This is a genomic window from Sorangium sp. So ce426, assembly GCF_051475585.1.
Taxonomy (GTDB): domain Bacteria; phylum Myxococcota_A; class Polyangia; order Polyangiales; family Polyangiaceae; genus Sorangium; species Sorangium cellulosum_B.
In genome coordinates this window covers 10,813,267-10,826,016 of the sequence record NZ_CP150341.1, presented here as the reverse complement: position 1 = coordinate 10,826,016, position 12,750 = coordinate 10,813,267, and the positions used below count along the sequence as shown (strand labels likewise).

The 12,750-nt window shown below is 70.9% G+C and carries 13 protein-coding genes; 5 read left to right on the top strand and 8 right to left on the bottom strand.

What is annotated here, in order from left to right:
• Nucleotides 1-8 precede the first annotated feature (8 nt).
• From WMF44_RS40585 to WMF44_RS40550, 8 genes are read right to left on the bottom strand one after another with little or no spacing between them, the layout of a single operon-like run.
• A complete protein-coding gene (locus WMF44_RS40585) occupies nt 9-596 on the bottom strand; it encodes a phage tail protein (RefSeq protein ID WP_437295403.1) in 588 nt (195 codons plus the stop codon).
• A gap of 49 nt (nt 597-645) precedes the next feature.
• On the bottom strand, nt 646-762 hold the full coding sequence (locus tag WMF44_RS40580) for a DUF6760 family protein (RefSeq protein WP_437277268.1): 117 nt from the start codon (nt 760-762) through the stop codon (nt 646-648).
• A 50-nt stretch (nt 763-812) separates the two neighbouring features.
• A complete protein-coding gene (locus tag WMF44_RS40575; protein ID WP_437277267.1) occupies nt 813-1,187 on the bottom strand; it encodes a phage tail assembly protein in 375 nt (124 codons plus the stop codon).
• Nucleotides 1,181-1,621 (bottom strand): phage tail protein, encoded by a 441-nt coding sequence (locus WMF44_RS40570; protein WP_437295402.1) that lies wholly within the window; start codon nt 1,619-1,621, stop codon nt 1,181-1,183. Before WMF44_RS40570 ends, WMF44_RS40575 begins: the two co-directional genes overlap by 7 nt.
• Before the next feature lie 52 nt (nt 1,622-1,673).
• Complete coding sequence (locus tag WMF44_RS40565; protein WP_437295401.1) at nt 1,674-2,936, bottom strand: phage tail sheath family protein; 1,263 nt, start codon at nt 2,934-2,936, stop codon at nt 1,674-1,676.
• 12 nt (nt 2,937-2,948) lie between these two features.
• Entirely contained in the window at nt 2,949-4,172 is a 1,224-nt protein-coding gene (locus WMF44_RS40560) for a phage tail sheath family protein (RefSeq protein WP_437295400.1), read from the bottom strand.
• Between the two features lie 51 nt (nt 4,173-4,223).
• Nucleotides 4,224-4,865: an MSCRAMM family protein gene (locus tag WMF44_RS40555; protein WP_437295399.1), complete on the bottom strand. Its 642-nt coding sequence runs from the start codon at nt 4,863-4,865 to the stop codon at nt 4,224-4,226.
• Between the two features lie 15 nt (nt 4,866-4,880).
• Complete coding sequence (locus tag WMF44_RS40550; RefSeq protein WP_437295398.1) at nt 4,881-5,453, bottom strand: DUF4255 domain-containing protein; 573 nt, start codon at nt 5,451-5,453, stop codon at nt 4,881-4,883.
• A gap of 569 nt (nt 5,454-6,022) precedes the next feature.
• Between WMF44_RS40550 and WMF44_RS40545 the strand changes: the two genes are divergently transcribed.
• The 5 genes from WMF44_RS40545 to WMF44_RS40525 all read left to right on the top strand — a co-directional run bounded on the left by WMF44_RS40545 (nt 6,023) and on the right by WMF44_RS40525 (nt 12,429).
• On the top strand, nt 6,023-7,594 hold the full coding sequence (locus tag WMF44_RS40545) for an eCIS core domain-containing protein (RefSeq protein ID WP_437295397.1): 1,572 nt from the start codon (nt 6,023-6,025) through the stop codon (nt 7,592-7,594).
• Nucleotides 7,595-7,749: 155 nt separating this feature from the next.
• On the top strand, nt 7,750-11,031 hold the full coding sequence (locus WMF44_RS40540; RefSeq protein WP_437295396.1) for an eCIS core domain-containing protein: 3,282 nt from the start codon (nt 7,750-7,752) through the stop codon (nt 11,029-11,031).
• Between the two features lie 7 nt (nt 11,032-11,038).
• Nucleotides 11,039-11,353 (top strand): hypothetical protein, encoded by a 315-nt coding sequence (locus WMF44_RS40535; protein WP_437295395.1) that lies wholly within the window; start codon nt 11,039-11,041, stop codon nt 11,351-11,353.
• Nucleotides 11,354-11,414: 61 nt separating this feature from the next.
• On the top strand, nt 11,415-11,885 hold the full coding sequence (locus WMF44_RS40530; protein ID WP_437295394.1) for an HAD domain-containing protein: 471 nt from the start codon (nt 11,415-11,417) through the stop codon (nt 11,883-11,885).
• Between the two features lie 268 nt (nt 11,886-12,153).
• Nucleotides 12,154-12,429: a hypothetical protein gene (locus WMF44_RS40525; protein ID WP_437277258.1), complete on the top strand. Its 276-nt coding sequence runs from the start codon at nt 12,154-12,156 to the stop codon at nt 12,427-12,429.
• Nucleotides 12,430-12,750 lie beyond the last annotated feature (321 nt).

Sequence of the window (12,750 nt, the reverse complement as noted above, 5' to 3'; positions counted from 1 at the left end):
CTCGCTCGTCAGAGGAGCTGCCCGGCCCCGGCGCGCACCGCCGTGAGCGCGCGGCTCGCCGTGGGCTTGACGATCCCCCGGTGCACGAGCTCGATGGTCTCCGTCGCCACCTCGCCGTCGCTGCCCGCGTTCAGCGTCGGGCCGACCCACTTGACCGGCAGCGCCTCGCGGACGTTCCACCACATCGCGGGCAGCCGTCGCCCGTCGAGCAGCATGAGCGTGAGGTTGCGCCGGACGATGATCCCGCGGGCGACGTCGTCGTACCAGGACCACATCGTGTCGAGATCGACGAGCCCGCGCGCGAGCACGAGGTTCGCGTGCCGCACGGGGCCCGGGAGCCTGTGCAGAAAGCCGTTCTCGCCCCCCTCGGCGTACTCCTTGATCTCCACGCTGCTCTCGAGCCCCCGCACCTCGCGGAAGCCCCCGGAGAGCAGCCCCTCGATCTCGACGAGGAAATTGCAGCCGAGGTACGGATCGAGGCGGGCCCCGAGCGTCCCTGCGGCGGCCGAGAACACCGCGCTCAGCCCGGCGGCGGCGCCGAGGCCCACAGTGGCGTTCACGTTGACGCTGGCGCTGACTCCGAAACCAAAGGCCATGATCTCGTATCCTTATCTCCAGGATGGTTGTGCCGGCCGCGCGCCGCCTCTACGGTCGGCGCGCGGCCTCCTCGTTGATCTGCTGGTTCATCCGCGCGACCTCCGTCACCCACCGCTGCCTCTCGCGGTGATCGAGGCGCATCACCTCGTCGTACGACCAGCGCATGTAATGGGACAGATAAGCTACCTCCTCGAACAGGCGATCCGAGGGGTAGCTCAGGCTTCCCCCAGAGGGCTCGTCTCCACCTCGAACTCTCCCTGGCAATGAGGACAGCTCACGACGAGGCGCGCGTGGCCGTTCTCGTTGATGCGCCGGTAGAGGTCCTGCAAGAACATGAGATCCCCCGAGAGCAGGCCCTCCATGACCTTCGGGTTCACGAACTCGAGGGTGCCGAGCCTGGTGACCACCCTCGAGAGGAGGATGATCACCAGATAGCCCGGGTTCGCCTGCACGCGCGGGTCCTTGAGCGGGGCGATCTCGTCGAAGGCCGTGGCCAGACGCATCGCCCCCTCGCGGTGCACGGCGCCGTCCGGGCCCGTGAACCCGTGCGGCAGCGTGAACGGGAACTCCGCGGGCGCGGCTCCTACCACCTCTGCACCTCGACGCCCTCGTGCGCGAGCTCGAGCGTCTCGACGGCCACCGCGTCGCTCGCCGCGTCGAAGCTCGGCCCCGACCACTTGATCGGCCAGCAGTTGCGGATGTTCCAGCGGATCTTCTCGTTGCCCGCGTCGTCGCGCAGGATGACCGAGATCGTCCGCCGGAGCGGCGTGCCCGTGGCCACGCTGTCGCGCCAGTCCCAGAGCGCGCGGTCATCGGTGACGCCGCGCTGGAGCGAGATGTTCGAGAACGACAGGAGCCCGGGGAGCTGGCGCTGCGCCAGCGTGGGATCGGTGCCCTCCCGGTACTTCACCGCCGCGCTCGAGCTGTCGAGCCCCGACGCCTGCTTGAAGCCCATCCGGGTGATCCCGTCGAGCTCCACCGCGAAGTTGTAGCCGTTGAACGGATCCTTGCGATCGATTGCCATGGTTTCCCTCTCGAGTGCTTCGACGTTCTCTCAAAGCGTCCTTCAAAGTGCGTCACCGGCCGGCGGGCGCGCCGGCGATGGACGCGCCGGCGGCGCCCGAGACCAGGCGCACGACCACGAACTCACTGGGCCTCGCGAGCGAGAGCCCCACCTCGGTCACCACCATTCCCTGGTCGCGCGTCGCGGCCGGGTTGGTCTCTGCGTCGCAGCGGACGTAGAACGCCTCGTCCGCCGTCGCGCCCGCGAGCGCGCCCCTCCGGTGGAGCGCCTCCAGGAACGCGGACGTCTCACGGCCGATCCGGGCCCACAGCCGGAGGTCGTTCGGCTCGAACGCGACGGCCGTCATGGTCTGCTCGAGCCACCGGGCGACCGTGATCAGCACGCGGCGCGCGTTCACGTGAGCAAAGCTCGATCCGTGGAGCGCCAGCTGGTCGCTGCTCGCCAGCGTGCGCGCTCCCCAGACCCGGACGCCGCGCCCTGGCAAGGCGCGCAGGGCGTTGACGCCCTTGCCCTTGAGCTCGACGAGCGCCGCGTCGTCGAGGTGGGCGGCGAGGTCGACGACCCCCTCCACCACCTCGTTCGCGGGCGCCTTGTGCGCGCCGACCCTCCGGTCGGTGCGCGCATAGACGCCCGCCACGTGGCCGGCGGGCGGGACGAAGCCGTCGCCCGTCCCCGCGCAGCCGTTGCACGCCCAGCCCTCGAGCCGGCCCGATCCCTTGCAGATCGGGCAGCCGCGCACCCGGACCCAGGGCGCGTAGAGCGCGGCGCTCTCGCTCCGGAACGGCGCGTCGAGCGCGGCGGCCGTGAGCGCGTCCCCGGGCGCGTGGAGGACGAAGAACCGCCGCGGGGGCCGCTGATCGAAGAAGCCCACGAGCCCCGCGAGCAGGCCCCCGGCCGCGGCGGGGAGATCCGGCGCGCAGACCAGATCGAAGTCCTCCACCGCGTCGAGCGCCTCGAACGCGCCCGCGACGGGCGCGGGCGGCGCCGCGACGTAGCAGCGGCGGCCGCCGTTCTCGAAGAAGCCGCGCACCGCGAAGCCGAGGTACCCCTCGGCCCACGCCGTGCCCCTGGCCGCGCCCGTGAAGCGAAGGTCCGCGACCTCCGCGGACGCGGCAGCGCGGATCTCGAGCGCGCTCCACGCCGCGCGATCCAGCGGGACCGCGCCCCCGCCGCCCTCGAACGGCGCGAGGCTCCGGCCGAGGACCGAGAGCTGCCCCAGGAAGAGCGGCACGCCCGTCTCGAGCGCCGGCGTCGGTCGCCGCGGCGCCTCCTCGAGGTAGACGCCCGGCGCGAGGATCTCGGTCGAAGCAGCCATGGTGGTCCCCGCTCAGCTCCCCGCCGTCTGCCCGAGCCGGAAGATCACGAACTCGGCCGGCCGGACGATGGCGATGCCGATCTCCGTGACGACCTGGCCGAGATCCCGCTGCGCCGGCGGGTTCGTCTCCGCGTCGCACTTGACGTAGAACGCTTGCTCGGGCTTGTCCCCGAACAGGCCCCCTGCCGCCCAGACGGTGGTGAGGAAGGCCGCGGTGTTGCGCGTGATCTTCGCCCAGAGGTCGGGGTTGTTGGGCTCGAAGACGGCCCACTGCATGCCCTGATCGATCGACCCGCGCACGAAGTTGAACAGGCGGCGGACATTGAGGTACTTGAACTCGCCGTTCTCGTCGCCGCCCAGCGTGCGCGCCCCCCAGACCTTGACGGCGCCGTTCACGGAGCGGATGGCGTTGACGCCCTGAGGGTTCAGCCCCTCCTGCTGCGATTTGCTGAGCGCGTGCCGCACGCCGAGCGCGCCGCGGATCGGCTCGTTCGCCGGGGCCTTGTGCACGCCCCGCTGCGCGTCGACCCGCGCGTAGATGCCCGCGATGTGCCCGCTCGGCGGGACGAACTTGTTCGTCTTCGAGGCGGGGTCGAAGACCTCGATCCAGGGGAAATAGAGCGCCGTGCTGTCGGAGAACGAGGGGAGCGTGTTGTTCACGCCGTCCGGGTCCAGCGCCGAGAGCGCGTTCGTGACGTTGTCGAACTCCTCCGTTTCGAGGATCGCCACGCGGGTCCCCATCTTCTCGCAATGATCCTTGAGCGCCGTGCGCGCCGCGCTGATCGCGAGCCCGGGCGACGCGACGATGGCGATCTCGTCGATCGACTCGAAGCGCTCGAGCACGCCCGTGATATCGGGCAACGCCGGCGACGCCGGGGGCACGACATAGGCGACGTAGCAGCGCGTACCGCCGTTGAGGAAGAAGCCGTTCACGGCGTGCGCGAGCGGCCGGTGCGAGCTTTCGTCCAGGAAGCCCTTGAAGGCGGCCTTGAACTCCGAGAAGTTGGTGATGAGCTTGACCTCGCCCGGGGCCGTCGGGATGGTCTCGGTGATGGTCGGGCTATGCCTTGGATCGTTCGTGTCCGTGATGCTCGAGTCGTAGATCGGGTTCGGGACCGTGAAAGTCTGGGCGAATGCGCCGACGAAGCCCGCGGTGCTCGTGCCGACGCCGGCGATAGGAGCAGAGCCGGACGGAACCTGCTCCACGTACACGCCCGGTGAACTATAGTTGGCCATGTTCTCACACTCCAGCGTTCAGTTGACGGTTGCCTGGTTCGGCGGCGCGGTCTAGACCGGAGCCGCGTCGAGCAAGACTGTGCCGATATCGGCGATGACACCCTTCGTGATCTGGACGTCGACCGTGGCGAGCAGGAAGCCTGACGCGCTGAATTGCAGCGCGCGCTCGCCCACCTCGACGCCGGTCAGGTAGAATCGACCCTGAGCGTCGCAATACGCCTCTTCCCCGGTGCCCGCGACGCGCACGCGCGCGAGCGGCAGCGCCTCGGGCGCCCCCTGCACGGGCCCGTGGATGATCCCTCGAACCCCGGTCGGCGGCAGGGCGACCTCCGCGAGCTGCGCCGCGAGCTCGCCCTCTGCGCCGCGCGCGATCGTGAAGGCCCGCGTGGCGTCCCCGTAGCGCCGCGCGCCGCCGGGGACCGTATACGATAGGACGTAATCTCCGTCGGGCAAGTCCACGAATCGATAACAGCCGTCCCGCGCGGTGCGCGTGCGATCCGGCCGCTCGACGAGGGAGCCCCACGCGCTGCCGTGGCGGAGCGCCGCCATGGCGAGCTCTCGTGAGAACGCGGTGGGCATCCCGGTGATGACCACATGGACGCCCGCGACCGGCTGCTCGGTCTCCTGATCGATCACGCGCCCCGCGATCGCGGCCTGGTGGACGCGACTCTGGATCTGAAGAAGGCTCGGCATGGTCTCCCTCGCTCCTCAGCCCTGGGTGGAGAGCACGACGCGGCCCGCGTCCTCCGGCGGGCGCGGGTCGACGGCGATGGTCACGGTGAAGCTGAACGCGGCCCGCGGCTTGCCGCCGAGGGCCTGCCAGAAATCGCCGTTCGCGCGCTCGTTCCCCGGCGCGAGCACGGCTGTCCGCACCGGGAACGCCTGCGATTTGAGGCTGCCTTGCAGCGCCTCGCGCGGGAGCTCGCGGTGGCGGTGGAGCACGCGCAGCGCCTCGCCCAGCAGGCGGTGCTCGTCCTCCTCGGGCCGCGGCGCGTTGGCCGTCCCCCACGCCGTGACGAGATAACGACAGTCGACGCGCAGCGGAGGCGGCGTGCGCGTCACCGCGCCGTCCGCGCTCCGCTCCACCCACGCCTCGCTCGCGCGCAGCTCGCGGTGCTCCGTGAGCTCGTGGAGAAAGAGATCGATGGCCGGGAGCGTCACCGACGCCGGAGGGAAGTCGTCGCCTGGCGCGGCGAACGTGATGCTCACCTGCGACACGATCTCCGGCGGGAGCTCGCGGCGGAGCAACTCGGCCAGCGTGCTGTCCAGATCGTTGAACATGCTACTCCGTGTCTCCCGCCGCCGCGCGGCCGGGGCTGAACGATGGTGTGAACATTCGCTTCCATGAGTCGAGTTGTCAAACAGGTCAGATGCCGTGAGCAGGCAGTCGACGGCGGGATCAGTACGTGAGTCGTGGCGTCGCGCTCGTGACGCCACGATCTGTGCTTATGTTTGCTCGAGCCGACAGCGCCCGTCTTTATGAGGCGGAGGCGCCGGCGCCGGCGTGGCCGATCATCATGTTTGCTTCATGCGACGGAGCGCGCAGCGCGTCGCGGCGCGGCGCGGGGCGTCATGGATTCACGGATGATGACGAGATGCGCTGTGCCATTCTTGCGGAAGCTTGCGAGACGGCGGGCGACGTCGATTGTTGGAACACTGCTCGTGTTGGCGTCGTCCGTCGAGAGCTGATAGGTTAGAGTCGTTCGCAAGTGGGTCTTTGCGGCAGCGGTGACATGGCGCTGTCAGGACCGGAGGATTCGATGGAGCACGCTATCGCACGTGGGCCGCGAGCCAGGCAGAGCGCTCCGGCGCAGGGGGCGCCCGCGGCGCCCTGGGCGCCGAGGAGCTCCGTGGCGGCGCGGGGTCGGTCGTCCAGGAGCCAGGCGGCGGCGCCGCTCCCGGTCGCAGGGGGTCACTCGCTATCCATCCCGGGCCGGCTCCGCCGCGCCGTGGAGCGAGCGACGGGGGCATCCACGGACGGCGTCCGGGCCTTCCGCGGCGCGCTCCCTGCCGGCGCCCCGGCGAGCATCGCCGCCACGTTCGGGCGCGACTGCTTCCTCTCCCCCTCGGCGCCGTCGCTGGGGACGCTCGAGGGGGATCTCGTCATGATCCACGAGATGGCCCACGCGGTGGCCCAGCCGAAGGTCGGCCCGGCGCAGGCCGGGATCGCGCCGAGCGGCGGCCCGGCGCCCGCCGGGGCCGAGTCGGAGGCCCATCACGTCGCGCTGGCGACCCTGGGCCTCTCGCCGCCCGCGCGGGTGCGCCCTGGCCCCACGCCGTACTGGGCTCCTTTCGACGACGCCGTGCACCGCGTGATCGAGGAGCTGGCGCTCCGTGGTGTCTTCACGAAGGAGGAGATCGCGGAGATCTATCGAGGGAATCTGATGAGGGACATGTCCCAGGTGCCCGCGATCGCGAACCCCGCCTTGATCCACGAGTACGGCGATTTCGGTGGATACCGGCCTGTGGAGCATTTCGACAACTATGTGTGGGATCGCTCGAGCCATCGGTTCACCGGCCGCGGTCAGGGACAGGGGGATCCCATCGAGTACATCAACGACATGCTCGAGCAGAGCATGGGCAGCGCCGGACGCCCCAACCTGGTTCGCCTGGGCGACGCGCTGCACGCCATCGAGGATTTCTTTAGCCATTCCAATTTTCTGTCGCTCATCCAGATGTCCGAGGAAGAGCGCGCGAAGCACCCCCTCGTCACCGGGAGCTTCGACGGCCACGACCAGCTGGTCACCTTCCAGGAGAAGCTCGCCACCTACGCGGGCGACGAAGAGCGCCGCAAGAGGACGAACGAGGATCTGGAGAAGAGCAGGCTCCTGAAGCCCGACGGGCATTCGCACCTGAACAAGGATGGCTCCCATCGCCACGGCTTCGCGCAGGCCGCCTCCCTGGCGCTGAGCACGATCGAGGGCGTCGCGCGCCTGATGGCCGCCGCCTACCGGGAGCCTGGAGATAGAGGCGCCGCGCACCTCCTCGAAGCGCAGCGGCTCGTCGCCGAGCGGCTCCGGTTTCCGGAGGGCGCCCCCGAGGAGGGCTGGTGGGCCGAAGCGCTCACGGATTTCAACGTCCGCCGGATACAGGAGGCGTTCCGCGGGGTCGACCCGGCGTCGAACATGGGCCCGTTCAGCATCGCGCGCATGCTCCGCTGGGCGCAGGGGCCCATTCTCCCTCTCGCCCCCTTTGCGTCGATGCACTCGTTCCGCTCCGAGGCGATCCCCGGCCAGCCGATGGAGATCAACCTGGCCATGGGCCTGCTCACCATGCAGAAGCTCGCGCCTCAGGACCCGCGCTGGAAGAACACGCTGATGGAGCGCACGGCGGGCGTCCCCCTCGTCCCGGGCTGGCCCGACGGCAAGGACGACGGGTGGCCGCTCCTGGCCATGGGCTTGGCCATCCAGGGGCGATTCTGATGTCGGGCCAGGCGCCCGAGAGGGCGCGCCGGACCGTGATTGGAACGGCGATGCAGGACCGAACGCCACGTTGAAAGGCCCTTCTCGGAAAAGGATCCGCCATGCTCACGTTCGACCGAAAACCGTGCTCCTCGCCAGCCCGTTCCCCCGACCCCATGACGGTGTCGCAGCGCGCGGTGCGGTCGCCGTCGGTGAGCCCGCCCCGGTTCCGGCTGGCCTCACCGGGCGAGGGCGGCGCCGCCGGCCGGCTCGATCTCGCCCGCTTCCGCATCACGCCGCCGGTCCAGCGCAAGCCGACCATCAGCGCGCCGGGAGACGCGTCCGAGCGCGAGGCGGACGAGGTGGCGGAGCGCGTGATGCGGATGGCCGATCCTGCGCCCATCGGCGCGGCGCCCGCGGCGGTGCAGCGGAAGTGCGCGGCGTGCGAGGACGAGGAGGACGCGGCGATCCAGACCAAGCGTGCGCCCGCCGCGAACGCCGGGGCGGCGCTGGACGGGGAGGCCGCCGTCCGCGCGGCGAGGCGCGGTGGAGAGCCGCTGCCAAGGGCGGTGCGCGAGCTCTTCGAGCCGCGGTTCGGGTACGATTTCGGCGATGTGCGCGTGCACGTCGGCGGCGACGCGGCGAGCGCGGCGCGCGCCGTGGAGGCGCGGGCGTACACCACGGGGCGCGATATCGTGTTCGGCGCCGGCGAGTATGCGCCGGCCACCCTCGAGGGCCAAAGGCTCCTCGCGCACGAGCTGACCCACGTCGTTCAGCAAGCCTCGTTCGCCTCGCGGCCCTCGGGTCTGTCAGGCGCGCGCCCCGCCCGGATCGCCCGCCAGCCGGCGCCGTCCGCGGACGGCGAGGTAACGAACTTGCTCGGCGACGCCCTCGCCACGGCGATCGTCGAGGAGCGCTTCGCGTTCGTCTTCGCCGAGCTCGACATGCGCGACATGAAGCCGATGCTCGACGTGCTCGATCGGCTCGCCGCCGCGGAGATCGAAGTCCTGATCGCGCACTGCCATGCGCCGCACACCGACGGTCGCTTCGTCGAGCGGCTGCGCGCGGCGCTCACCACGGTCTGGATCGCCAAGGGCGGCGGCAGCGCCGGCATGGCGGCGGTCACGAGCGGTGTCGAGGCGATCGCACAGACCGCGCAGACCGCGGCGATCGTCGCGTACCTGAAGGCGCACGCCGCGACGGAGGACGCCAGGATCCTGCTTCATCAGCTCTCGCCCGAGGCCGACGAGGCGCCCAGGGGCGCGGCCGGCGCGGCCGAAGGCGGCGTCCTCTCGGCCTTCAAGCAGGCGGTGCGCAAGAGGGCGCTTGCCGCGCTCGAGGGCAACCTGACGGCGATCGAGCGGGAAGAGGCCAAGTACGCGGACACGCGCGAGGAGAGCGCGGCCTGGGCGAGGCTGCGCGAGATCGTCAAGCCGATGCTCGCCCGCGACCGCCAGCTCAAGCAGGCAGCGGAGGACTTCGACGCGCAGGCGGCGAGGGCGGGGGAGGCGGCGCGCGCGGTCGCTGCCCTGGTGGAGAGGAGCGAGGGAGAGGGGGGCGCCGAGGGGGGGCGCGCCGATTCTCCCATGGACCACGCGAGCGCGCTCCTCGACGAGCAGGCGCAGCTCGCCGCTCCACTGCAGGGCGCCGAGGAAGGGGCGCCGGCAGAGCGCGCGCGCGAGGCGGACGTCTCCGACGCGCAGGGGGAGCTCGAGGCGAGCGCGGCGCTGTGGAAGCAGAGGGCGGCGAGCGCGCGCGCGGCGCGCCAGGCCTTGCGCGCGGCGTATCCGATCCTGGCCGCGGGGGATCTCCTGCACGACGAAGGGCAGGAGGGCGCGTCGGGCGCGAGCGCGAAAGGCGCGGACACGAACGAGCAGCTGCTCGCGAAGATCCGGGTGCGGGTGTTTGGCGCGAGCCGCGAGGCCATCGCCAGGACCAAGGAGCGGATCCTGAGCGACAGCGTGCCGCTCGACGAGCTCGGGCCGATCGTGCGGGAGGTCGAGCGGGAGATGCGCCTCGGCGACCCGGCGCGCGCGCAGGACAAGGCGATCGTCGACGGATGGATCGCGCAGACGCGGAGCCGGGAGCGCACCCTCCAGATCGTCGTCGCGGGCGCGGCGGTCGCCTTCGGCATCGCGGCCATCGTGACCGGCGGCGCGGCGGCGGTGATGCTCGGGCTCATCGGCTCCACGGTCGAGCTGGCAGGCGCGATCCACGACGTCCGGCGCGCCGGCGCGCTGAGCGACGCGGCGACCGCGGGCGACATCGGCGCCCCGCTGCTCGACGATCCGGACGCGGCCAAGGCGGCCTACCACATGGCGCTCGTCGACCTGGTCCTGCGCGGCATCGACTTCGCGGTCGCGCTCAAGCAGGCCAGGTCGATGGCCACGGTGATGGCGCCGGAGCGCGCGGCCGGGAGGGGCGCCGGCGGCGGCGCCAGGGCCGCCGGGGGCGCGACCGCCGACGTGACCCGCGAGCAGCTGGCCGCGGAGCTCGACTACCTCGCGAGGAACGCGAAGAACCCCAAGGTCGTCCGGGGCGAGCCGCCGCGCCGCACCGCCCGCCTCGGCGAGCACGACTGGATTGAGCAGCCGGGCGGCGGGTGGTGCCGCTACTCGACAAAGCCGGTATGCACCCCGCAGAACGATGTCCCCGCAGCGCTTCGAAGCGCGCCAGTCGTCGCGGAGCCGGACGACTCCTTGTTCAAGCCGCAAACGCGGGTCCTCGACCCGGCCGACTTCCACGAGCTTGGTGAGGTGGGGAATGGCGTAAACGAAGGCAAGCTCAAGCTGAAGCACAAACTGACCAAGAAGGAGTACCTGTTCAAGCCGGCCTCGGAGGAGGCGCCCATCGGTTGGGCGGAGTTCATGGAGATCCGGGCCGGCGACCGTGCCCGGCGGACGCCTGCAGTCGCAGAGCTGGCCGAGCGGGCGGGGCTACCGACGCCGAAGGCGGAGCTCGTGGATTACGGCGGAAAGATCGGCTCCCTCCAGGATTGGCAGGACGACCTGGCCGCCGCGAAGCCCCTGATCGGTTATAAGGTGAGCGATCCAGCGCTCTATAGCGGCGTGAAGGCGTCGCAGCTGAAGAAGGACCTCGACACCTTCAACTACTTCATCGGCGCCATGGACGCCCATGAAGGCGACATCTTCGTCTTCATCGGCGAGGGTACCAAAACGCCGAACCGGCTCGTCCAGGTAGACGCAGACGCATCGCTGGGGCCGCTGCCCGCGCGTTACCCACGCCTGGGGCCCCACCCGGGCATCCTCGAGCCGCTCCCGGACGTCATCAGCAGGGATCTGTACGACAGGCTCTCTGCGATGAACACGGCCAGCGGCCAGGCGGACGTGCGGAAAACCTTGCAGGCATGGCTGACCAAGAAGGAGATTGACAGCGCCTTCGTCCGATTGAACGAGATCCTCGCCAAGGTCAAGGCCGGGGAAATCAAGGTAGAGTGAGATCAAGATGGCCAAGGTCAAGTTCGTGGAGCTCCACCTCATCATGGATCCGCCGGAGGTGACCCCGCTGGCTCGTTTCGTCCTCGGGGCGGAGGGCCCCCCCGTGCGGGTCGTGAAGCTCCACCCGAAGTGCATGAACGTGGTGGGCGACATCGTCGAGTACGGGCTGCCCGGGGTTCAGCGCGTCTATCGCCTCGAGGACGGGCTCGAGTTCCTGGAGGTCTTGCGGGAGGCCTATCACTCGCTTCGGTTCTACGCGACTCCGGTCGCCGAGATGGACGAAGAGGAGGCGCTCCGTGGCTGCGAGGACGCCGAGGGGTAACGCGCGCAGGCCCACCGCGCGCGCTTGACGTCGATCCTGGCCTCGGGTTGCATCGACGGCGGTGAAGGTCCTCTTCCTCGACTTCGACGGCGTGCTGAATGATCTCCTCACGATCACCCAGGCGCACGGCGCGGGCGCGAGGAGGTTCAGCGCGGGCGCCATCGACCGGCTGAACACCATCGTGGCGCGGACCGGCGCGAGGGTCGTAGTCACGTCGAGCTGGCGGGAGAAGCACACGCTCGACGCGCTGAGGGCGCTCCTTGCGTCGGAGGGGTTCACGGGCGAGATCCTCGACTGCACGCCGGTGCTCCATGCGAGGACGGCCGGCGCGCGCGATCTGGATCCCGGCCAGACCCGCTGCCGGGAGATCCAGGCGTGGCTCGATCGCCAGGCCGAGCCACCGGAGCGGTTCGCGGTCCTCGACGACATCGAGCTCGAGCTCCTCGCGGCGGTTCAGGTCAAGACCGAGGTCGACGCGGGCCTCTGCGACGAGCACGTCGAGGTGGCGATTTCCCTCCTCGGGACGGACTGAGCGGCGCTCAGCGCAGCTTCATCGGCGCGAGCGACACGCGCGGGGCCCGGGGAAGCGCGGTCGCCTGGCTCGGCACGCACACCCCCTGAAAGAAGTCAACCCACACGCCCCCACGCCGCCGCCGTCCGCGGGCGACGTCGCGCGGGTCCGTCCCGCACCGCCGCGCCGCCGCCTTCCGCACAGGCCGCCGGGACCCTCGCCCAGCGACGCGTGGTAGCTTCACCCGCGCCCGCACGAGGCCGTGCGGCCACCCGTCATCGAGGAGATCATGAAGCGAGAGAAGCGACTGACCAAGCGCGAGCGGAAGGCGCTCGCGCCCGCGCGCCCGGCGCAGCCCCACGAGCACAAGCACATCCACTGCGTCGCCTGCGGCAAGCACCTCGACGCGGAGGAGTTCCTCGCGCAAGGGACGGCGACCTGGATCCAGTGCCTGCACAAGTCGCGCTTCGCCACCTGTGTCGAGTGCGTCGAGATCTCGAAGCGCCTCCTCGCCGAGCACGACCGCACCGGACAGCCCGTGCAGTCCGCTCAGGCATGGCACTGAGCGACCGACCCCAGCCGACGCGCCCGCGCGGCCACGCTCGAGCACGCCCGCACAGCCACGCCTGAGCACGCCCGTACCGCAGAGGGGCGCCCTGGACAGGGCGTCCCGGGAACCCACTCGCCATCTCCTGCTCTCCCGGAAACCAAAGCGCGTCTCGCACCACACTCCCGCGCTGGCCCGTGCGGTGTCCCACGTGCGCCGCCTCTCATTGCAGCTGTCGCTCGGTGTCGTACACCCGCGCTGGTCCGCCCGGCGTCCCGCGGCGCCCCGCCGATCAGCGCGCGCCCTCGACGGCGACGCGTAACCTTGCTCGCTCTCCCG